The organism is Paracoccus binzhouensis, assembly GCF_016446475.1.
GTDB lineage: Bacteria > Pseudomonadota > Alphaproteobacteria > Rhodobacterales > Rhodobacteraceae > Paracoccus > Paracoccus binzhouensis.
Genome location: NZ_JAEHFP010000022.1, coordinates 1 through 20902 on the forward strand (window position 1 = coordinate 1; position 20902 = coordinate 20902).

General features: G+C 69.7%; 22 protein-coding genes. 12 read left to right on the forward strand and 10 right to left on the reverse strand.

All coding sequences use genetic code 11. The annotated features are described in order from the left end of the window. Both I9P22_RS07650 and I9P22_RS07655 read right to left on the reverse strand, forming a co-directional pair. A partial coding sequence (locus I9P22_RS07650; RefSeq protein WP_199258812.1) for a DNA-3-methyladenine glycosylase family protein occupies nt 1-543 on the reverse strand: 543 nt, incomplete at its 3' end. After that, on the reverse strand, nt 540-1172 hold the full coding sequence (locus tag I9P22_RS07655) for a GntR family transcriptional regulator (RefSeq protein WP_199258814.1): 633 nt from the start codon (nt 1170-1172) through the stop codon (nt 540-542). The genes I9P22_RS07650 and I9P22_RS07655, both read right to left, overlap by 4 nt. Before the next feature lie 64 nt (nt 1173-1236). Here I9P22_RS07655 and I9P22_RS07660 point away from each other — a divergent pair, with 64 nt between their 5' ends. The 6 genes from I9P22_RS07660 (at nt 1237) to purF (ending at nt 7195) form a co-directional block, all read left to right on the forward strand. Then, on the forward strand, nt 1237-1923 hold the full coding sequence (locus I9P22_RS07660) for a pyrimidine 5'-nucleotidase (RefSeq protein ID WP_199258816.1): 687 nt from the start codon (nt 1237-1239) through the stop codon (nt 1921-1923). 41 nt (nt 1924-1964) lie between these two features. Next, a complete protein-coding gene (locus I9P22_RS07665) occupies nt 1965-2174 on the forward strand; it encodes a hypothetical protein (RefSeq protein WP_028712373.1) in 210 nt (69 codons plus the stop codon). Nucleotides 2175-2187: 13 nt separating this feature from the next. Then, the gene (locus tag I9P22_RS07670; protein ID WP_199258818.1) at nt 2188-3378 is read left to right on the forward strand and encodes a UbiH/UbiF family hydroxylase; all 1191 of its coding nucleotides are present in this window, start codon (nt 2188-2190) and stop codon (nt 3376-3378) included. Nucleotides 3379-3519: 141 nt separating this feature from the next. Then, nucleotides 3520-4884 carry a DNA repair protein RadA gene (gene radA / locus I9P22_RS07675; protein ID WP_199258820.1) on the forward strand — a complete coding sequence of 455 codons (1365 nt, stop codon included), beginning with the start codon at nt 3520-3522 and terminating at the stop codon, nt 4882-4884. Between the two features lie 52 nt (nt 4885-4936). Next, nucleotides 4937-5566 (forward strand): CvpA family protein, encoded by a 630-nt coding sequence (locus tag I9P22_RS07680; protein ID WP_199258822.1) that lies wholly within the window; start codon nt 4937-4939, stop codon nt 5564-5566. A gap of 132 nt (nt 5567-5698) precedes the next feature. Next, nucleotides 5699-7195 (forward strand): amidophosphoribosyltransferase, encoded by a 1497-nt coding sequence (gene purF / locus I9P22_RS07685; protein ID WP_199258876.1) that lies wholly within the window; start codon nt 5699-5701, stop codon nt 7193-7195. Nucleotides 7196-7251: 56 nt separating this feature from the next. Here purF and I9P22_RS07690 read toward each other — a convergent pair whose 3' ends face one another. Genes I9P22_RS07690 through gmk form a run of 3 tightly spaced genes read right to left on the reverse strand, consistent with a single transcriptional unit; the run spans nt 7252 to nt 9457 of the window. Beyond that, nucleotides 7252-8304 carry an ATP-binding protein gene (locus I9P22_RS07690; protein WP_199258823.1) on the reverse strand — a complete coding sequence of 351 codons (1053 nt, stop codon included), beginning with the start codon at nt 8302-8304 and terminating at the stop codon, nt 7252-7254. Continuing rightward, nucleotides 8301-8828, reverse strand: a complete 528-nt coding sequence (locus I9P22_RS07695; protein ID WP_199258824.1) for a gamma carbonic anhydrase family protein — start codon at nt 8826-8828, stop codon at nt 8301-8303. The genes I9P22_RS07690 and I9P22_RS07695 overlap by 4 nt, the downstream gene beginning before the upstream one ends. Beyond that, nucleotides 8825-9457, reverse strand: a complete 633-nt coding sequence (gene gmk, locus I9P22_RS07700; RefSeq protein ID WP_199258878.1) for a guanylate kinase — start codon at nt 9455-9457, stop codon at nt 8825-8827. Before gmk ends, I9P22_RS07695 begins: the two co-directional genes overlap by 4 nt. A 202-nt stretch (nt 9458-9659) precedes the next feature. On the opposite strand from gmk, the gene I9P22_RS07705 reads away from it, so the two are divergent. Continuing rightward, nucleotides 9660-10427 carry a PAS domain-containing protein gene (locus I9P22_RS07705; protein ID WP_199258825.1) on the forward strand — a complete coding sequence of 256 codons (768 nt, stop codon included), beginning with the start codon at nt 9660-9662 and terminating at the stop codon, nt 10425-10427. A 96-nt stretch (nt 10428-10523) separates the two neighbouring features. Here the strand turns inward: I9P22_RS07705 and I9P22_RS07710 are convergent, their stop codons facing one another. Beyond that, nucleotides 10524-11930, reverse strand: coding sequence for a class II 3-deoxy-7-phosphoheptulonate synthase (locus I9P22_RS07710; RefSeq protein ID WP_199258826.1), 1407 nt, complete (start codon nt 11928-11930; stop codon nt 10524-10526). A gap of 117 nt (nt 11931-12047) precedes the next feature. On the opposite strand from I9P22_RS07710, the gene I9P22_RS07715 reads away from it, so the two are divergent. Next, on the forward strand, nt 12048-13064 hold the full coding sequence (locus tag I9P22_RS07715; RefSeq protein ID WP_199258827.1) for a GlxA family transcriptional regulator: 1017 nt from the start codon (nt 12048-12050) through the stop codon (nt 13062-13064). A gap of 14 nt (nt 13065-13078) precedes the next feature. Here I9P22_RS07715 and glmS read toward each other — a convergent pair whose 3' ends face one another. Together glmS and glmU are read right to left on the reverse strand one after the other, a co-directional pair. After that, a complete protein-coding gene (gene glmS, locus I9P22_RS07720) occupies nt 13079-14896 on the reverse strand; it encodes a glutamine--fructose-6-phosphate transaminase (isomerizing) (protein WP_199258829.1) in 1818 nt (605 codons plus the stop codon). Nucleotide 14897: 1 nt separating this feature from the next. Continuing rightward, nucleotides 14898-16238 (reverse strand): bifunctional UDP-N-acetylglucosamine diphosphorylase/glucosamine-1-phosphate N-acetyltransferase GlmU, encoded by a 1341-nt coding sequence (gene glmU / locus I9P22_RS07725; RefSeq protein ID WP_199258831.1) that lies wholly within the window; start codon nt 16236-16238, stop codon nt 14898-14900. 104 nt (nt 16239-16342) lie between these two features. On the opposite strand from glmU, the gene I9P22_RS07730 reads away from it, so the two are divergent. After that, the gene (locus I9P22_RS07730; RefSeq protein ID WP_199258833.1) at nt 16343-17020 is read left to right on the forward strand and encodes an HAD-IA family hydrolase; all 678 of its coding nucleotides are present in this window, start codon (nt 16343-16345) and stop codon (nt 17018-17020) included. A gap of 67 nt (nt 17021-17087) precedes the next feature. Here the strand turns inward: I9P22_RS07730 and bfr are convergent, their stop codons facing one another. Both bfr and I9P22_RS07740 read right to left on the reverse strand, forming a co-directional pair. Next, nucleotides 17088-17573, reverse strand: a complete 486-nt coding sequence (bfr, locus tag I9P22_RS07735; RefSeq protein WP_199258835.1) for a bacterioferritin — start codon at nt 17571-17573, stop codon at nt 17088-17090. Continuing rightward, on the reverse strand, nt 17521-17811 hold the full coding sequence (locus tag I9P22_RS07740; RefSeq protein WP_199258836.1) for a (2Fe-2S)-binding protein: 291 nt from the start codon (nt 17809-17811) through the stop codon (nt 17521-17523). Before I9P22_RS07740 ends, bfr begins: the two co-directional genes overlap by 53 nt. A gap of 120 nt (nt 17812-17931) precedes the next feature. Here I9P22_RS07740 and queA point away from each other — a divergent pair, with 120 nt between their 5' ends. Genes queA through I9P22_RS07755 form a run of 3 tightly spaced genes read left to right on the forward strand, consistent with a single transcriptional unit; the run spans nt 17932 to nt 20871 of the window. Beyond that, nucleotides 17932-18987: a tRNA preQ1(34) S-adenosylmethionine ribosyltransferase-isomerase QueA gene (gene queA / locus I9P22_RS07745; RefSeq protein WP_199258838.1), complete on the forward strand. Its 1056-nt coding sequence runs from the start codon at nt 17932-17934 to the stop codon at nt 18985-18987. Then, entirely contained in the window at nt 18987-20231 is a 1245-nt protein-coding gene (locus I9P22_RS07750) for an MFS transporter (protein ID WP_199258840.1), read from the forward strand. The genes queA and I9P22_RS07750 overlap by 1 nt, the downstream gene beginning before the upstream one ends. 58 nt (nt 20232-20289) lie before the next feature. After that, the gene (locus I9P22_RS07755; protein ID WP_199258842.1) at nt 20290-20871 is read left to right on the forward strand and encodes a DUF924 family protein; all 582 of its coding nucleotides are present in this window, start codon (nt 20290-20292) and stop codon (nt 20869-20871) included. Nucleotides 20872-20902: the final 31 nt, after the last annotated feature.

Here is a 20902-nt window from a genome sequence, read left to right on the forward strand (position 1 = left end):
CTCGGCCAGCGCCGTCAGCGCAGCGGGGCCGGGCCGCTCGGGCAGGCCGTAGAGCAGCCGCGCAGCCTCGGCCAGCGCCAGGTCGCCGGCGGCAAAGGCATCGGCGCGGCCGAGCGCGAATTTCAGATAGATCTCGGCGGTCCAGCGGCCGATTCCCGGCAAGGCGGTCAGCGTCGCGATCACCTCCTCGTCCGGCAGCGCGCGCAGCCCTGGCCAGTCGACACGCGCCGCGACGATGCCGCGCAGGTAGCGGATCTTCGGCCGCGACAGGCCGGCGGCGCGCAGGGCCTCGTCATCCGCCGCCGCGATCCCGGCCTCGCCGGCCAGCCCCGCCGCGGCCATGCGCGCACCGATGGCCACCGCCGCCCGGGTCGAGATCTGCTGCGAGACCAGCGCGTCGCGGATCGCCGGGAACCCCTCGGGCCAGCGCCGCAGCGGCAGGGGCAGCAGCGCCGGCAGCTCGCGCGCCCAGACCGGGCAGACCCGCACAAGATGCGCCGCGCCTTCCTGCAGATCGGCGGCGGTGCGGATCTCGCGCGTCATTCCTCCTCGTCGGCCAGTCGCGCCTCTTCCTTCAGCCGGGTCTCGAAGGCCATCGAGATATGATGCCGCAGCGCCTGTTCCGCCGCCGCCCCGTCATGGGCGGCGATAGCATCGACGATGGCCTGGTGCTCGTCCAGCGTCACCACGTCGCGGCCCTGAGCGGCCAGGCTGGTGCGCGCCATCAGGGCCATGCTGCGATGCACCAGGTCCAGCTGCTGCACCAGATAGCGGTTGTGCGAGGCCAGGTGGATCTGGTGGTGAAAGCGGCGGTTCGCCCGCGCCAGGGCCTGCGGGTCGCCCAGGATGGCGCGGTCCTCCTCGACCATGCCGGACAGCACGCGGACCTCCTCGGGCGTGGCGTGGCGGGCGGCCAGCCGCGCGGCCAGCGCCTCAAGCTCGGCGCGCACGGTGTAAAGCTCGGCCAGCTGGTTGTGGTCCAGCGTGGCGACGATCAGGCTGCGCCCGTCGCGCTTCAGCATGGACTGGGTTTCCAGCCGCTGCAAAGCCTCGCGGACCGGGGTGCGCGAGACGCCGAAACGCTCGGCCAGCTCGGATTCGACCAGCCGGTCGCCGGGGCGATAGATGCCGTTGTCGATGGCGGAAAGGATCAGGGAATAGGCGTCTTTCATGCCGGCACGATCCCCGCTTGCAACGGCGATTGCAAGCGTCATGCCGCGGGTTTAGGCAGGCGGCATGGATTTTCGTCATGTCTCCACCTGGATCTTCGATCTGGACAACACGCTTTATGCGCCCGAGGTCAGGCTTTTCGCCCAGATCGAGCGGCGCATGACCGCCTATGTCATGCGCGCCTTGCGCGTGACCGAACCCGAGGCGAACCGGCTGCGCCGCCATTACTGGCGGACGCACGGCACCACCCTGGCCGGGCTGATGGCCGAGCACGGCATCGAGCCCCTGCCCTATCTGCGCGACGTCCACGACATCGACTTCACGGTCCTGACCCCGGACCCGGAACTGGCGGCGCTGATCGCCGCCCTGCCCGGCCGCAAGATCGTGCATACCAATGCCGACAGCGCCTATGCGGCGCGGGTGCTGGAACATCGCGGGCTGCTGGTCTTCGACGCGATCCATGGCGTCGAGGAGGCGGGCTTCCACCCCAAGCCGGATGCGCGCGCTTATGCCGCAGTCCTGGCGGCCGAAGGGTTCGAGCCGGCCGGCGCCGCCATGTTCGAGGACGATCCCAGGAACCTCGCCGTCCCGCATGAGCTTGGAATGCGGACGATTCTGGTCGGTCCGGGGCGCCACGGCCCGGACGAACTGGCCGGGGACCAGGATCACGGGCCGCATGTGCATTACCGGACCGGCGACCTGGCCGCCTTCCTGCGCGGGCTTGCCGGAACCGGCGGGCCGGTTAAGACTTGAGCCTCCGCCCGACAGGAAAACCGCAAGCCAAGGAACGCGCCATGTCCCAACCGCTCACCCCCGCCGAAGCCGCCGCCCAGGACCGGGCCGAGGCGCGCACCGCGAGAAGCCTTTTCACCTTCGCGCTGCTGGCGGTAGTGCTCTCGGTGGTGGTCCTGGTGCTCTGGGGCCTGCCGGGGCTCAGCCTGATCGCGCTGGCCGCGACGGCGCTGGTCTTCGCCATGCTCGCCGCCTATGCGGCCGGGTTCTAGGCCGGCCCCGACCATGCAGATCGACGATACCGAGGTCCTCGTCTCCGGCGGCGGCATCGCCGGGCTGATCGCGGCCGCCGCCTTCGGCAGCGCCGGGCATCGGGTGGTCTGCGTCGACCCCGCCCCGCCGGTGACCGACGAGGCGGCCGAGGGCTCGGACCTGCGCAGCACCGCCTTCCTGCATCCCTCGGTCGCCGTGCTGCAGGCGGCCGGGCTGTGGGACCGCCTTTCCCCGCATGCCACGGCGCTGCAGGTGATGCGGATCATCGACGCCGGCGGGAAGCTGCCGCAGGCGCGGCTGGCCCGTGATTTCGACGCCGCCGAGATCTCGGACCAGCCCTTCGGCTGGAACCTGCCCAACTGGCTTTTGAAGCGCGAGATCTCGGCCCGCCTCGCCGGGCTGCAGAATGTCCGCTTCCTGCCCGGCACCGGCACGGCGGGGCTGCTGGTCCGCGACAGCGAGGCCCTGGCGACGCTGACCGATGGCCGACGCATCCGCGCGAAGCTGGTGATCGGCGCCGACGGCCGCAACTCGCCGGTGCGTGAGGCGCTCGGCATCGGCACCCGCACCCTGCGCTACGGCCAGAAGGCGCTGGCCTTCGCCGTCACCCATGACCGCCCGCACGAGAACGTCTCGACCGAGATCCACCGCTCGGGCGGCCCCTTCACGCTGGTGCCGCTGCCCGACCGCGACGGCAGACCCAGCTCGGCCGTGGTCTGGATGGAGCGCGGCACCGAAACCGCCCGGCTGCGCGCCCTGCCCCGCGAGGCGTTCGAGGCCGAACTGAACCGCCGCTCGGCCGGGGTGCTGGGCCACCTGACCCAGGCCACGCGGCTGACGGAATGGCCGATCATCAGCCAGATCGCCGACCGCTTCACCGGCCCGCGCACGGCGCTGATCGCCGAGGCCGCGCATGTCGTCCCGCCCATCGGCGCCCAGGGGCTGAACATGAGCCTTGCCGATCTCGCCGCCCTGCTCGATCTCTCCTCCAGGAATCCCGGCAGCGCGTCCTCTCTCGCCGCTTATGAGCGCCGTCGCCGCCCCGAGGCGCTGGCCCGGCTGATCGGCATCGACGCGCTCAACCGCGCCAGCATGATCGCGGCCCGGCCGCTGCGCGACCTGCGCGCCGCCACCCTGGGCGGGCTCTACGCCGTTGCCCCGGTCCGCCGCATCCTGATGCGCGCCGGCCTGGGCGTCAGCTGAGCGGCTTTCCGTTTTCCAAATACCCATCTTGGCAACCGGGCCAGCGTCCGCATGGCTGGACGGTCGCAGGGGTATTTGAAAAACGGAAAGCCCGTCCGGTGCCCCATGGCATCCCCCGACGCGATCTGCCACATATCCCGCATGGCCAGACCGATCACCGCCTTTACCTGCACCGCCTGCGGCGCCAGCCACCGGAAATGGTCCGGCCGCTGCGATGCCTGCGGCGCCTGGAACACCGTCGTCGAGGAAGCGCCGCTGAGCCAGGGGCCGGGTCGCGGCCTCGGCACGCTCAAGGGCAAGAGCATCCCGCTTTCGGGGCTCGATACGCAGGAGGCGCCGCCTGCCCGGACCGTCTCGGGCATGGCCGAGTTCGACCGGGTGCTGGGCGGCGGGCTGGTGCCCGGCTCGGCCGTGCTGGTCGGAGGCGATCCCGGCATCGGCAAGTCCACCCTGCTGCTGCAGGCCGCCGCCGCCTTCGCCCGCGCCGGCCAGCAGGCGATCTATGTCTCGGGCGAGGAAGCCGGCGCCCAGGTGCGGCTGCGGGCGCAGCGCCTGGGCCTGGGCGACGCGCCGGTGCGGCTGGGGGCCGAGACGGCGCTGCGCGACATCCTGACAACGCTGGATGCCGAACGCCCGGACGTCGCGGTGATCGACTCGGTCCAGACGCTCTGGTCCGACCGGATCGAAGCGGCGCCGGGCTCGGTGGCGCAGGTCCGCGCCAGCGCCCATGAGCTGGTCACCTTCGCCAAGCGCCGCGGCACCTCGGTCATCCTGGTCGGCCATGTCACCAAGGAGGGCCAGATCGCCGGCCCCCGCGTCGTCGAGCACATGGTCGATACCGTGCTGTATTTCGAGGGCGAGCGCGGCCACCAGTTCCGCATCCTGCGCGCCCACAAGAACCGCTTCGGCCCGGCCGACGAGATCGGCGTCTTCGAGATGACCGGCGGCGGGCTGGCCGAAGTCGCCAACCCCTCGGCGCTGTTTTTGTCCGAACGCGGCGAGGCCAGCGCCGGCTCGGCGGTCTTCGCCGGCATCGAGGGCACCCGGCCGGTGCTGACCGAAGTGCAGGCCCTCGTCGCCCCCTCGACATTGGCAAGTCCCCGCCGAACCGTGGTCGGGCTCGATGGCGGCCGGGTCTCGACCATCCTTGCCGTGCTCGAGGCGCGCTGCGCCATCCCCTTCGCCGGGCTGGACGTTTTTCTTAATGTTGCCGGGGGGATGCGGGTCAGCGAACCCGCCGCCGACCTGGCCATCGCCGCGGCGCTGCTCAGCGCGCGCGAGGATGCGGCGCTTCCCGCCGATTGCGTGCTTTTCGGCGAAATCAGCCTGTCCGGGGCGCTGCGGCCGGTCGCCCAGGCGGAAAACAGGTTGAAAGAAGCGCAGAAACTTGGTTTTTCACGGGCGATCCTGCCAGCGGCCACCAAGGTCGAGGGCGTGGCCGGGATGCGGATCGACCGCATCGCCGACCTGACAAGTTTCGTGGGCGAGACCTTCGGCGCCGGATGACGGTGACGGACCTGGCCTTCAGACGCGGGCAAAACCGCGAAAGGGCGTGAAAATGGACGGATTCACCATCATCGACGGCATCGTCGCGGCCGTGATCATCCTCTCGGCGATCCTGGCCTATGCGCGCGGCTTCGTGCGCGAATCGCTGGCGATCCTGGGCTGGATCGGCGCGGCGGTGCTGGCCTTCATCTTCGCGCCGACGGTGCGCCCGATGGTGGCGCAGGTGCCGGGGCTGAACAAGTTCCTGGCCGACAGCTGCGAGCTGGGCACCATCGCCGGCTTCGCCGCGGTCTTCGCCTTGGCGCTGGTGCTGTTTTCCATCATCACGCCGCTGTTTTCCTCGGTCGTGCAGCGCTCGGCGCTGGGGGGCGTCGACCAGGGCATGGGCTTTCTGTTCGGGGTGGCGCGCGGCATCCTGCTCGTTGCCATCGCCTTCATCGTCTATGACCGGGTGATGGCCACGCAGCCGGTGGCGACGGTCGAGAATTCCCGCTCGGCCCAGGTGTTCGAGCGCATGCGCGGCCAGATGGACCAGCAGATCCCGCAGGACGCGCCGGGCTGGGTGGTCAGCCGCTACGAGCAGCTGGTGCGCAGCTGCGCCCCCACCGGGCAGCCGGTCGATGCCGCCACCCCGACCCCGGCCCAGAGCCCGGCCGAAACCCCCGCGGCGCCGGCGAACTGAACGGATATGCCGCTTTCGTGACATAAAAAGCGCCCCGCCGCGGCGGTGGGGCGTGACTTCGGCGGCCTGACACCCTAGATTGGCGTCAAGCACCCATGCCCAGCCCCGGAATAGCCCCAAGAGTCGGTGATGATGCAGCCATTCCTTGCCCATCCCTTCGATTCCGACCGCCTGCACGAAGAATGCGGCGTGTTCGGCGTGATCGGAGTGACGGATGCCGCCAATTTCGTCGCGCTGGGCCTGCACGCCCTGCAGCATCGCGGGCAGGAGGCCGGCGGCATCGTCAGCCATGATGCCGAGCAGGGTTTCAACAGCGCCCACCGCTTCGGCTATGTCCGCGACAACTTCACCAAGCAAAGCCTGATGGAGACGCTGCCCGGCTCGCTCGCCATCGGCCATGTGCGCTATTCCACCGCCGGCACCAAGGCAGCGACGGCGATTCGCGACGTCCAGCCCTTCTTCGGCGAATTCGCCATGGGCGGCTGCGCGGTGGCGCATAACGGCAACATCACCAACGCCATGGCGCTGCGGCGCGAGCTGATCGAGCGCGGCTCGATCTTCCAGTCCAGCAGCGACAGCGAATGCATCATCCACCTGATGGCGCGCTCGATCCAGCGCAACATCCCCGAGCGGATGAAGGACGCGCTGCGCCGGGTCGAGGGCGCCTTTTCGGTCATCGCCATGACCCGCACCAAGCTGATCGGCGTGCGCGACCCCCTGGGCGTGCGGCCGCTGGTGCTGGGCAGGCTGGGCGACGAGGGCTTCGTGCTGGCCTCGGAGACCTGCGCGCTCGACATCATCGGCGCCGAGTTCCTGCGCGAGATCGAGCCGGGCGAGATGGTGGTGATCTCCAAGGGCGAGGTCGAAAGCTCGCGTCCCTTCGGCCCCTCCAAGGGCCGGTTCTGCATCTTCGAGCATGTGTATTTCTCGCGCCCCGATTCGATCATCGGCGGCCGCTCGGTCTATGAGACCCGGCGCCAGATCGGCGTGGAACTGGCGCGCGAGGCCCCGGTCGAGGCCGACCTGGTCTGCCCGGTGCCCGACAGCGGCACCCCGGCCGCCATCGGCTATGCCCATGAAAGCGGCATCCCCTTCGGCATGGGCATCATCCGCAACCAGTACATGGGCCGGACCTTCATTGAGCCGACCGAGCAGATCCGCAACATGGGCGTGCGGCTGAAGCTCAACGTCAACCGGGCGCTGGTCAAGGGCAAGCGCGTGGTGCTGGTGGACGATTCGGTGGTGCGCGGCACGACCTCGCGCAAGATCAAGGACATGATCCTGGATGCCGGCGCGGCCGAGGTGCATTTCCGCATCGCCTCTCCGCCCACCGCCTGGCCCTGCTTCTACGGCGTCGACACCCCCGACCGCGACAAGCTGCTGGCGGCGCAGATGTCCGAGGAAGAGATGCGCGAATGGATCGGCGTCGACAGCCTGGCCTTCGTGTCGCTGGACGGGCTCTATCGCGCCGTGGGCGAGGCGGAAGGCCGCAACAAGTCCTGCCCGCAATATTGCGACGCCTGCTTCTCGGGCGAATATCCGGTGGCGCCCTTCGACCAACTGGAACGCGGCTTCCGGATGAAATCTGACGGCGTCGCGGGCCATGTGACCGGGCACGCGGCCGAGTAACGGCCCCCGCGACAGGCGAAGGCGGGGGTCGATGCCCCGGCCCTGCCTCGTTTCCCTCAGATGCGGCCGATCTTCTGCGGCAGCAGCACGGTGAAGCGGCTGCCTTGGCCACGCTGGCTTTCGATGCGCAGCCGGCCGCGATGGCGGTTGACGATATGCTTGACGATGGCCAGCCCCAGCCCGGTGCCGCCCTGCTCGCGCGAGCGATGCGTGTCCACCCGATAGAAGCGTTCGGTCAGCCGTGGCAGGTGCTGAGGGTCGATGCCCTCGCCCCGGTCGGCGACGCAGACCGACCAGGCCGGGCCGCGCAGCACCGGCTCGTGCTCGAGGTGCTGCAGCGTCACGGTGACAACGCCGCCGGCACCGCCGTATTTCACCGCGTTCTCGATCAGGTTGTGGAAGACCTGCACCAGCTGGTCGGAATCGCCGGGCAGCGTCACCTGGCGCTCGGCACCCTGCAGCTCCAGCCGCACCCCGGCCGCCTCGGCTGCCGGGGCCAGCGTCGCCACCACGCCGCGCAGCAGGCCCGCCAGTTCGATGCTCTGCGCCGGCCGGCGACGCTCGTCCTGCTCGACGCGGCTCAGGGACAGCAGGTCGGCGATCAGCCGGTTCATGCGCCCGGCCTCGCGCTCCATGATGTCGAAGAAACGGTCGCGCGCCGCGGCATCGTTGCGCGCAGGGCCGCGCAGCGTCTCGATGAAGCCCATCAGCGCGGTCAGTGGCGTGCGCAGCTCGTGGCTGACATTGGCGACGAAATCGCGCCGCATCAGCTCGGTCTCCTCGTCGCGCGAGCGGTCCTCGATCGCCACGGCCGCACCGCTCAGGCCCGGGGCGTCCAGCGCCGTCACCGTGACCTCGCAGAACACCCGCCGTTCGGTAGCGCCCAGCGTCAGCGTCAGCCGCGCCCGGTCCTGCCCGGACAGCACCGCGTCCAGCGCCGCGTTCACCTCGGGGTGGCGCAGCACGGTGACGAAGGGCCGGCCGCTGGGCGCCGGCCCCAGCAGCGCCTCGGCCAGCTCGTTGGCGCCGATGATGCGCGCCTGGCGGTCCACGGCCAGCATCGGCACCGGCACCGCCCGCAGCAGCGCGTGAAGCCGCGCCTCGATCATCCCTCGAAGGCCTGGGTCAGCCCCCTGCGATAGCGGGCGGCGTTGCGGTTGTAGCCCTCGGCCGATTTCAGCAGTTGCGCCCGGGCGATGTCGTCCAGCTCGCGCACGATCTTGCCGGGCGCCCCCATGACCAGCGCGCCGGGCGGAATCACCTTGCCCTCGGCGATCAGCGCCCCGGCCCCGATCAGCGCGCCGGCGCCGATGCGGGCGCCGTTCAGGATGATCGCCCCCATGCCGATCAGCGCCCCGTCCTCGATGGTGCAGCCGTGCAGGATGGCGCGGTGGCCGATGGTGCAGTTCGCCCCGATGGTCAGCGGATAGCCCATGTCGGTATGGCACACCGCCAGGTCCTGCACGTTCGAGTTGCGGCCGACGCGGATCTCCTCGTTGTCGCCGCGCAGCACGGCGCCGAACCAGACGCTGGCGCCCGGCTCCAGCACCACCTTGCCCATCAGCTGCGCATCCGGCGCCACCCAGGCGTCCCCGGCGATCTTCGGCGCGATGCCGTCCAGTTCCCAGATCATGCGCTTTCCTCCTCCATCAGGGCGCGAACGAAGGGACCAAGGCCGACCTGCCGGTCGCGGCGCTGCCGCTCGGCCTTCAGGATGGTGATCAGGGTTTCGGCGCTGCGGTCCAGGTCGTCATTGACGATCACATAGTCATATTCCGCCCAGTGGCTGATCTCGTTGCGGCTTTTCTGCATCCGGGTGGCGATCACGTCCGGCGCGTCCTGCCCGCGCGAGACCAGGCGGCGCTCAAGCTCGGTCAGGCTGGGCGGCAGCACGAAGATCGAGACGACATGCTTGCCCAGGCTCGAGGCGCGGATCTGCTGGCCGCCCTGCCAGTCCACGTCGAACAGCGTATCGCGCCCGGCGCGCATCGCCGCCTCGACCGGGCCGCGCGGCGTGCCGTAGAAATTGCCGAAGACCTCGGCATGTTCCAGCATCTCGCCATCCGCAACCATGGCGCGGAATTGCTCGGTGCTGCGGAAATAGTAATGCTCGCCCTCGACCTCGCCGGGGCGCGGCTTGCGGGTGGTGGCCGAGACGGAAAAGCGCAGCTCCGGATCCCAGTCCATCAGCCGCCGCGCCAGCGTCGACTTGCCTGCCCCCGAGGGCGAGGACAGGATCACCAGAAGTCCGCTGCGCTCCAGAACCATGCTCATGTCCCCTGCCGTGCCTCGCGCCGCCTGAATGGCCTTGCCCGCCAGCCGGGTCAAGCCCCGCCCTGCCGGCGGCCCGCGGCGAACCCGGATTTTAACCATCGGCCCAGAATTCGCTCGGAAAAGATGAAGGAAGGGTTTAGATTTCAGACAGGAGTTTGTTTTTCCAGGTAAGCAGGTAAGGCCCGGGGCGATGGCGCAGGATCACGGTCAGGACGGGGATCGTCCGCCCAGGCGGCCGACCGACGGCGCCACGGGCAAGCTGCTGCATCTGGCCGATTACGAGCCGGTGCAGATCGGCCGCATCCTGGGCGAGCTGCGCGGCTATTGGGAGGGGCTGCGCCAGGGCCGCGCCATTCCCGCCCGCGGCGATGTCGAGCCGCGCGGCATCCGCCGGGCGCTGGACTATGCCTTCATCCTGGAACGCATCGCGCCGGGCGCGGCACGCTTTCGCCTGGCCGGGCGGCACCTGATCGACCTGATGGGCATGGAGGTGCGCGGCATGCCGCTTTGCGCCTTCCTGAACACCAGTTCGCGCGGCCGGCTGTCGGACGTGCTGGAAAGCGTCTTCCGCGGCCCGCAGATCGCCGAGATCGACCTCGATTCCCCCGCCTCCTACGGCCGGCCCGGGCTGCGCGGCCGGATGCTGCTCCTGCCGCTGCGCTCGGACCTGGGCGACGTGTCACGGGCGCTTGGCTGCCTGATCAGCGAAGGCGAGTTCGGCCAGAGCCCGCGCCGCTTCGACCTGGTCGGCGACCGGCAATGCCCGGTCATCCCGGGGGCCAGGGTGCTGGAGCCCTCGCCCTCGCGCCCGGGTTTCGACGAAGCGCCGGCGCGCTGGCAGGCAAGCCTGCCCGCCCAGCCCCGCCCGTCCGAATCTGCCACGCCCGAGGAACGCCGGGCGCGGTTCCGCGTCATCGAGGGCGTCCCGCCGCCCCGGCCGCGCGGCCCACGCTTCTGACCACGGCACGCTTCTGACCACGGCAAAGGCCCGCACGAAAACGAGCGGCAGAGGCCCTGCCCCGCCGCCCGATCCTGTCTCGCGCCTTCCGCCCGCTCAGCCCGCCTTGGCCTGCCTGGAGCCGTTGACGCGGCGGTTGCGCAGTTCCTCGGCCACCAGAAAGGCCAGTTCCAGCGACTGGCTGGCGTTCAGCCGCGGGTCGCAGGCGGTGTGATAGCGGTCCGACAGGTCCTCGTCGGTCACGGCGCGCACGCCGCCGGTGCATTCAGTCACGTCCTGGCCGGTCATCTCGAAATGCACGCCGCCGGGAATGGTGCCCTCGGCGCGGTGCACGGCGAAGAATTCGCGCACCTCGCGCAGCACCGAATCGAAGGGCCGGGTCTTGTAGCCCGAGGCCGACTTGATGGTGTTGCCGTGCATCGGATCGCAGGACCAGACGACATTCGCGCCCTCTTCCCGCACTGCCTTGATCAGCCGCGGCAGGTGGTCGCCGACCGCGCCGGCGCCGAAGCGGGCGATCAGCGTCAGCCGGCCGGGCTCGTTTTCCGGGTTCAGCCGCGCGATCAGCCCCTTGAGGTCGCTGTCGCTGATCGAGGGGCCGCATTTCAGCCCGATCGGGTTCTGCACGCCGCGGCAGAATTCGACATGCGCGCCATCGACCTGGCGGGTGCGGTCGCCGATCCAGATCATGTGGCCCGAGCCCGCGACCGGCAGGCCGGTGGTCGAATCGATGCGGGCCAGCGCCTCCTCGTATTCCAGCAGCAGGGCCTCGTGACTGGTGTAGAAATCCACCTTGCCCAGGTCATGCGCGGTTTCCGAGGTCACGCCGGCGGCGGCCATGAAGGCCATGGCGTCGCTGATGCGGTCGGCGATGTCGCGGTAGCGCGCGGCTTCCTCGCCGCCGGTGAAGTCGCTGATCCAGCTTTGCACCCGATGCATGTCGGCATAGCCGCCGGTCGAGAAGGCGCGCAACAGGTTCAGCGAGGCCGCGGCCTGGGTATAGGCGGCCAGCATCCGCTGCGGATCGGGAATGCGCGCCTCGGGGGTGAAGTCGAAGCCGTTGATGATGTCGCCGCGATAGCTGGGCAGTTCCTGCCCGCCCAGAACCTCGGTGGGCGCGCTGCGCGGCTTGGCGAACTGGCCGGCCATGCGGCCGACCTTGACCACCGGCAGCTGCGCGCCCCAGGTCAGCACCACCGCCATCTGCAGCATCACCTTGAAGGTGTCGCGGATGTTGTCGGCCGAGAATTCGGCGAAGCTTTCGGCGCAGTCGCCGCCCTGCAGCAGGAAGGCGCGGCCGGCCGCGACCTCGCCCAGCGAGGCCTTCAGGCGGCGCGCCTCGCCGGCGAAGACCAGCGGCGGATACTTGGCCAGCTGCGCCTCGACGGCGGCGACGGCGGCGGGGTCGGGATAGTCAGGCATCTGGACGCGCGGATAGGCGCGCCAGCCACGCTTGTCCCATGCCTGTGCCGGGGTCGCGGAACTGGAATGCGTCGGTGCCATGATCCTATCCTTCATGTGATCGGTGATCGCCATATAGAGACTGCGGGGACAAAGGAAAAGCCTTGCGCGCGCCGGCATTGCCTGCTGATCTGCCCGGGCAGAAGACGCGCGACCGACATGCCAGACCCCGATCCAGCAGTCCCTCCTTCCGACGGGCCGGTTCCACCCCCCGCCGCGGCGCCTGCGCAGCGCTACGTCTTCCTGCTTCTGGACCGCTTCACCCTGGTCTCCTTCGCCGCGGCGATCGAGCCGCTGCGGCTGGCCAACCGCCTGGCCGGGCGGACGCTCTACGACTGGCGGCTGGTCGGCGAACAGGGCGGCGGGCAGGCCGCCGCCTGCTCGAACGGCACCCGCATCATGCTCGACGGCGGCCTGGCCGACACCGCCCGCGGCGACACCATCCTGGTCTGCGGCGGCCTCGACATCGCCCGCGCCGCCACCCGCCCGGTGCTGGCCTGGCTGCGGCGCGAGGCCCGGCGCGGCACCCGCATCGGCGCCCTCTGCACCGGCGCCTGGGTGCTGGCCGAGGCCGGGCTGCTCGACGGCCGCCGCTGCACCATCCACTGGGAGAACCAGGACGGATTCGCCGAGAAGTTCCCCGACGCCACCCTGATCCGCACCGTCTTCGTCGAGGACGGCAACCGCCTCACCGCCGCCGGCGGCACCGCCGCCATCGACCTGATGCTGCGCCAGATCGCCCGCGACCACGGCCAGGACCTGGCCGGGCGGGTCGCCGACCAGATGATCCACACCGCCATCCGCTCGGAAGAGGACGACCAGCGCCTGGCCGCCCCCGCCCGCATCGCCGCCCGCCATCCGCGGCTGGCCCAGGTGCTGGCCCGGATGGAGGCGCATATCGAGGATCCGGTCAGCCCGGCGCGGCTGGCCGCCGAGGCCGGGCTGTCGCCGCGCCAGCTCGAACGGCTCTTCGCCCGCCATCTCGGCCGCTCGCCCAAGCGCTATTACATGGAGCTGCGGCTGGAACGCGCCCGCCACCTGCTGGTCCAGACCGAGATGAGCATGATCGAGATCGCCCTCGCCTGCGGCTTCGCAAGCACCGCCCATTTCTCGAAATGCTACCGCGCAGCCTATGGCAGCACACCCTATCGACAAAGAGAAGCCGAAAGCCGGTAGGGGGACGGCCCCCCCTATTCCACCGTCACCGATTTCGCCAGGTTGCGCGGCTGGTCCACGTCGGTGCCCTTGGCCACCGCCGCGAAATAGGCCAGGTATTGCATCGGCACGGCGTAAAGGATCGGCTGGAACAGCCCGCCGCCCGAGGGCATCGCCAGACCGGCCCGCACGCCATGGCCGCCGCTCGCCAGCCCCTCGGCATCCGAGATCAGCAGCACCTGGCCGTGCCGCGCCATGACCTCCTGCATGTTCGAGACGGTCTTCTCGAACAGCCCATCGCGCGGCGCCAGCACCACCACCGGCACGTTGCGGTCGATCAGCGCGATCGGTCCGTGCTTCAATTCGCCCGAGGCATAGCCCTCGGCATGGATATAGCTGAGTTCCTTGAGCTTCAGCGCGCCTTCCAGCGCCACCGGGTAAAGCGGGCCGCGGCCCAGATACAGCACGTCCTGCGCCTCGGAAAGCCAGCCGGCCAGGCGGCGGCATTCATCGCCTACCGCCAGTGCCTGGTTCAGCAGCCCCGGCAGCGCCCGCAGGTCGGCGAGATGCGCCGCCAGCTCGGCCTCCGTCAGCCGGCCGCGATCCCGCGCCGCCTTCAGCGCCAGCACCGCCAGCACCGCCAGCTGGCAGGTGAAGGCCTTCGAGGAGGCCACGCCGACCTCGATCCCGGCCAAAGTCGGCAGGGCGATGTCGGCGTCGCGGGCGATGGCCGAGGTGCCGACATTCACCACGCCGACCGTGCGCGCCACCTTGTCGCGGGCATAATGCAGCGCCGCCAGCGTGTCCGCCGTCTCGCCCGACTGGCTGACGAAGATCGCCCAGCTTTGCGGCGAGAGCGGCGGCTCGCGATAGCGGAACTCGGAGGCCACATCCAGGTCGCAGGGCAGGCCGGCGAGGCTCTCGAACCAGTAGCGCGCCACATGCGCGGCATAGAAGGCGGTGCCGCAGCCGACCAGCGTCAGCCGGTCCACCTCGCGGAAATCCAGCGCCTCAGGCAGGACGATGCGGTCGCCCTTGATGTAGTGGTTCAGCGCATCGCCCAAAACAACCGGTTGTTCCGCGATCTCCTTGGCCATGAAATGCCGGTAGCCGCCCTTGTCGATCTGCGTCGCGCCCACGTCGATCTGCTGGATCTCGCGATTGGCGGGACACCCCTCGGCATCGAAGATCTCGGCCCCCGCGCGGCGGATGACGGCGTGGTCGCCGTCCTCCAGATAGGTGATCCGGTCGGTGAAGGGCGCCAGCGCCACCGCGTCCGAGCCGATGAACATCTCGCCCGCGCCATGGCCCACCGCCAGCGGGCTGCCCTTGCGCGCCGCGACCATCAGGTCGGGCTCGCCCTCGAACAGGAAGGCCAGCGCAAAGGCGCCGTGCAGGCGCGCCAGCGTCGCCCGCGCCGCCTCGATGGGGCCGAGGCCCTGGCCCATGTGCCAGGCGGTCAGCAGCGCCACCGTCTCGGTATCGGTCTGCGATTCCGGCTGCAGCCCCAGCGCCACCACCTCGTCGCGGAGCTCGCGGAAATTCTCGATGATGCCGTTATGGACCACCGCGACGGGGCCGCGGCGATGCGGATGGGCATTGGCCTCGGTCGCGGCGCCATGGGTGGCCCAGCGGGTATGGCCGATGCCGGCATGACCGGCCAGCGGCTCATGCACCAGCCGGTCGGACAGGTTCACCAGCTTGCCCACCGCCCGGCGGCGGTCCAGCCGGCCCGCCGCGTCCACCGTCGCCACGCCGGCGCTGTCATAGCCGCGATATTCCAGCCGCTTCAGCGCCTCGACCAGTTGCGGCGAAACCTCGTGATCGCCCAGGATGCCGATGATGCCGCACATGTCAGTTCCCCTTCTTCTGGCGCAGCGCCTGCATCAGCCGCGTGGCAAGGCCGGGCCTGGTGACCTGGCGCGCACGGCCCAGCGCCAGCGCATCGTCCGGCACGTCCTCGGTGATGACCGAGCCCGAGCCGGTCATCGCCCGCGCGCCCACCCGCACCGGCGCCACCAGCATGGTGTCCGAGCCGATGAAGGCATGGGCGCCGATCTCGGTCCGGTGCTTGCCGACGCCGTCATAGTTGCAGGTGATGGTGCCGGCGCCGATATTCGTGGCCTCGCCGATATGGGCGTCGCCCAGATAGGTCAGGTGGCCGACCTTGACGCCCTCGTCCAGCACGGCGTTCTTGATCTCGACGAAATTGCCGACATGCACGTCGCCGCCCAGCTCGGCGCCGGGCCGCAGCCGTGCAAAGGGGCCGACGGTGGCACCGGCGCTGACATGGCAGCCTTCCAGATGGCAGAAGGGCAGGATCTCGGCGCCGCTTTCGACGGTCACGCCGGGGCCGAAGACCACGTTCTGCCCGATCACCGCGTCGCGGCCGATGCAGGTGTCCAGCGCGAACCAGACCGTCGCCGGATCGGCCAGTGTCACGCCATCCTCCAGCGCCCGGGCGCGGGCGCGGGCCTGGAAGGCGGCCTCGGCCTGCGCCAGTTCGGCGCGGGTGTTGATCCCCAGCGTCTCGGCTTCGTCGCAGGTCACCACCTCGACCCGGCGGCCGGCGGCACGGGCCAGTTCGGGAATGTCGGTCAGGTAATATTCGCCGGCCGCGTTGCGATTGCCGATCCGCGGCAGGAACTCGCGCAGGAGCGCCGCATCCGCCGCCAGCACGCCGGAATTGACCAGGCGGATCGCCCGCGTCGCCTCGTCCGCGTCCTTGTATTCGACGATGCGCTCCAGCCCCTCGGGGCCGGTGACGAGGCGGCCGTAGCGGCCGGGATCGGCGGCCTCGAAGCCCAGCACCACCACGTCGGCGGGATGGGCGGCAAGGTTCTCCAGCGTCTCCTCGCCGATGAAGGGGGTATCGCCGTAAAGCACGATCACCCGGCCCTCGAAGCCTTCCAGCAGCGGCAGGGCCTGGCGCACGGCATGGGCGGTGCCGAGCTGCTCTTCCTGCAGGGCGATGCGTGCCTCGGGGTCCAGCTTCGCCACCGCCTCGGCCACCGCCTCGGCGCCATGGCCGGCGACGACGATCACCGCCTCGGGTTCCAGCAGGCGGCCGGTGGCCAGCGCGTGGCCGACCAGCGGCACGCCGCCCAGCCGGTGCAGCACCTTGGGCAGATCCGACTGCATGCGGCTGCCCTGGCCGGCGGCCAGCACGATCAGCGCGACGGGTTTCTCGGTCATCTCTGCCCTCTTGCCTGTTCCTTATCCTTGCCGGGCGTTCTACCTAGAGGGCGGCGGTGGGGAAAGGCCCCCGCGGATCAAACATCTTGACGGAAGGTTACAGCATGGCGGGAACGGTGGTCTTCGATCTGGACGGGACGCTGGCCGATACGTCCGGCGACCTGATCGCGGCGGCCAATGCCTGCTTCCACGCGCGTGGCCTCGGCGCGCTTCTGGATCCTGTCGAGGACGCACTGGTCGCCTTCCATGGCGGCCGCGCCATGCTGCGCGCCGGCTATGCGCGGCTGCCCGGCGACACCATCCTGCCCCCCGGCGCCGAGGAGGAGGATTACCCGCGCCTGCTGGATCATTACGGCCAGGCCATCGCCATCCACACCCGGCTTTATCCGGGGGCCGAGGCGGCGCTGGACCGGCTGGCCGAGGCCGGCCACCGGCTGGCGGTCTGCACCAACAAGCCCGCCGCGCTGGCCGAGACCTTGCTGCGCGAGCTGGGCATCCGCGACCGTTTCGCGGCGATGATCGGCGCCGACACGCTGCCGGTGCGCAAGCCCGATCCCCGGCCCTATCAGGCGGCGGTGCAGGCCGCCGGCGGCGCGCTGGCGCGGTCCTTCCTGGTGGGGGATACGGAAACCGACCGCAAGACCGCGGCGGCGGCGGGGGTCAGGGTGGCGCTGGTGGCCTTCGGCCCAGAGGGAGCGGGGCTGGCCCGGCTGGCGCCCGAGGCGATGCTGCGGCATTACGACGACCTGCCCGGACTGGCCGAGGCATGGCTGGCGGGCTGAAACCGGATTTCAGGACAAGTTTCAAGGGGGGCCGCCGGCCCCCCATGCGCGGAAGGGATCCGCAGGCCTATTCGGCCTCGTCCGCCGACTTGGCGTTGAGCTGGCCATAGTTCTGCGCGCCGATCTCCTCGTAGAGACCCAGCTGGGTTTCGAGGAAGTCGATATGGCCTTCCTCGTCGGCCAGCAGCGAATCGAACAGGCTGCGGCTGACGTAATCGCCGACCTTGTCGCAATATTCCCGCGCCTCGATGTAAAGCGTGCGGGCGTCGTATTCGGCCGCCAGGTCGGATTCCAGCGTTTCCTTGAGGTTCTGGCCGATCCGCAGCGGGTCCAGCTTCTGCAGGTTCGGATGCCCTTCCAGGAAGATGATTCGCTGGATCAGCCGATCAGCGTGGTGCATTTCCTCGATCGATTCGGCGCGGGACTTGTCGGCGACCTTGCCGTAGCCCCAATCCTCCTGAAGACGGTAATGCAGCCAATACTGGCTGACGGCGGTCAGTTCAGACCGTAGCGCTGCGTTGAGATACTCGATGACCTTTGCGTCGCCCTTCATGGCTCACCCCTGTGCGGTTGGCTCTCAATCCTCTCAGGATGGGAGGCACCGCCAGATTATCGCATCCGCGCATGGTGTCCAGAAACAAGGGCATACAGCCGCCACAATCCGCGCGCTTGCCAAGCGCGTGATAGATCTTGCCAGGGGTGATGATCGTCTCGGGATCTGCGGCACGCATCCAGTCAACGGCGGCTCGGATGTCGTGGTCGGAAATCTGGGTGCAATGGCAGACGATCATGGGCTCACCTTGATTGCTCCAAAACTTAGCGAAATCCTCAGAGAAGTAAAGCCTGAGTTTTTCACTTTGTGATGACCCCCGCCTTGACGCCCCCCGGCGGTGCGGACAGAAGCCAAGCCCATGAAGCTGGACGATTTCGACTTTCATCTGCCCGAAGCGCTGATCGCGACCCGCCCGGCGCGGCCGCGCTCCTCGGCGCGGCTGCTGCTGGCCCAGGGCGATTCGCTTCGCGACCTGCATGTGCGCGACCTGGCCGACCTTTTGGGGCCGGGCGACCTGCTGGTGCTGAACGACACCAAGGTGATCCCGGCGCGGCTGAGCGGCACCCGCACGCGCCAGACCCCGCAGGGCGAGGCGGTGGCGAGGATCGAGGTCACGCTGCTGGAACCCGCCGCCGACGGCTGGCGGGCGCTGGCCAGGCCCCTGCGCAAGCTCCGGCCCGGCGAGGTGATCCGCTTCTCCGATGCGCTCTCGGCCGAGGTGGCGGCCATCTCGGACGGCGCGCTGACCCTGCGCTTCGACGCCGCGGGCGAAGCCTTCGACGCGGCGCTGGCGCAGGTCGGCGCCATGCCGCTGCCGCCCTATATCGCCGCGCTGCGTGCGCCCGACGAGGCCGACCGCGAGGATTACCAGACCGTCTGGGCCCGGCGCTCGGGCGCCGTTGCCGCCCCTACCGCCAGCCTGCATTTCGACCGCGACCTGCTGGACCGGCTGGTGGCGCGCGGCGTGCGCTTCACCCATGTCACCCTGCATGTCGGCGCCGGCACCTTCCTGCCGGTCAAGGTCGAGGACGTGACCACCCACAGGATGCACGGCGAATGGGGCGAGGTCACGCCCGAGGCCGCCGCGGCGATCAACCGCACCCGCGCCGAGGGCGGGCGGGTGATCCCGGTCGGCACCACGGCGCTGCGGCTGATCGAATCGGCAGCGGCCGAGGACGGCAGCGTGCAGCCATTCCGCGGCGTCACCGAGATCTTCATCTATCCCGGCTATCGCTTCCGGGTGACGGATGCGCTGATGACCAATTTCCACCTGCCGAAATCGACCCTGCTGATGCTGGTCAGCGCCCTGATGGGCCAGGACCGCATCCGCAGGATCTATCGCCACGCGGTGGAATCGGGCTATCGCTTCTTCAGCTATGGCGACGCCTCTTTGCTGATTCCGAAGGATCCGTGATGCTTACCGTGCTCCGCACCACCTGGCCGCTGCTTCTGGGCATCCTGCTCTTGATGGTCGGGAACGGGATGCAGGGCACGCTTCTGGGCATCCGCGGCAAGATCGAGGGCATCTCGACCACCCAGATGTCGGTGGTCATGTCGGCCTATTTCGGCGGCTTCCTGCTGGGCTCGCGCGTGGTGCCCGAGCTGATCCGCAATGTCGGCCATGTGCGGGTCTTCGCGGCGCTCGGCTCGCTGATCTCCTCGGTGCTGATCCTTTACGCGGCAGCGCCGCACTGGATCGCCTGGGCGCTGATGCGGCTCTTGATCGGCTTCTGCTTCTCGGGCGTCTACATCACCGCCGAAAGCTGGCTGAACGCCGGCACCACGAACCAGACGCGCGGCCAGGCCATGTCGGCCTACATGATCATGCAGATGCTGGGCATCATCTCGGCGCAGATGCTGATGAACACCGCAGACCCGGCCGGCTACCTGCTCTTCGTGATCCCCTCGGTTCTGGTCAGCCTGTCCTTCCTGCCCATCCTGCTGTCGACCCAGCCCGCGCCGCAATTCGCCACGCTGAAGCGCATGAGCTTCGGAGATCTGTTCCGCGTCTCGCCGCTGGGCTGCATCGGCATCTTCCTGATGGGCGGGGTGTTCTCGGCGCTGTTCGGCATGGCCTCGGTCTGGGGCTCGACCAAGGGGCTTTCGGTGCGCGAGATCTCGGCCTTCGTCGCCGCGATCTATGCCGGCGGGCTGTTCCTGCAATATCCGATCGGCTGGCTCTCGGACCATGGCGACCGGCGCTTCATCGTGCTGGGGCTCAGCGCGCTCGGCGCCCTGGTCTGCCTGGCCACGGTGACGCTGCAGCCGGGAATCTGGGGACTGATCCTGGCCGCCGCGCTGATCGGCGGCGTCGCCAACCCGGTCTATTCGCTGCTGCTGGCCTATACCAACGACTTCCTCGACGCCTCGGACATGGCGGCGGCCTCGGCGGGGCTTCTGTTCATCAACGGGGTGGGCGCCATGGCCGGTCCGCTGATCACCGGCTGGCTGATGTCGCTTCTGGGGCCGGACGGGTTCTGGATCTATATCGGCGCGCTGCTGGCGGCGCTGACCTTCTATGCCGGCTGGCGCCGCACCCGCCGCCCGACCCCGGCGCAGGACCAGAGCTTCGCGGTCATCGCTCCCTCGGCCACCCCGGTCGCGGTCGAGGCAGCGCTGGAAACCGCCAGTTCCGACGACGACGCCAAACCCGCCTGACGGGGTTGCGGCGCGCCTCCGGCTCTGCAACCATCCGGGAAAACCGGAAGGGCGCAGCATGACCGAGACCGCGACACCCGAGGACATCAACCGCTTCTGGCTGGACGAGGTCGGCGAGAAGGGCTGGTATGCCCGTTCGGACGCGCTGGACGACACCATCCGCCAACGCTTCCTGCCCGCCTGGGAACGCGCCGCCGACCTGGCGCCCGGCTGGGCGGAAACGCCCGAGGGCGCGCTGGCAGCACTGATCCTGACCGATCAGTTCCCGCGCAACATGTTCCGCGAGGATCCGCGCGCCTTCGCCACCGATCCCCTGGCCCGCAGCCTGGCCCGCGAGGCGGTGGGGAACGGTTTCCACCTGCGCATCGACCCGCCCGCCCGGCAGTTCTTCTACCTGCCCTTCGAGCATTCCGAGGACCTGGCCGACCAGGAACGCGCGGTCGCGCTGTTCGCCGAGTTCATGCCTGGCGAGAACCTGCGCCATGCCGAGCTGCACCGCGACACCATCGCGAAATTCGGCCGCTTCCCCTGGCGCAACGCGGCGCTGAAGCGCGTGCCCACGGCGGCGGAAACCCGCGTGATGGAGGCCGGCGGCTATGGCGCGCTGGTCGCCGGCAAGCTGTCGCTTGCTGACCTCTGAAAAATGGTTTAACGCTGAACTATCTTTTCTG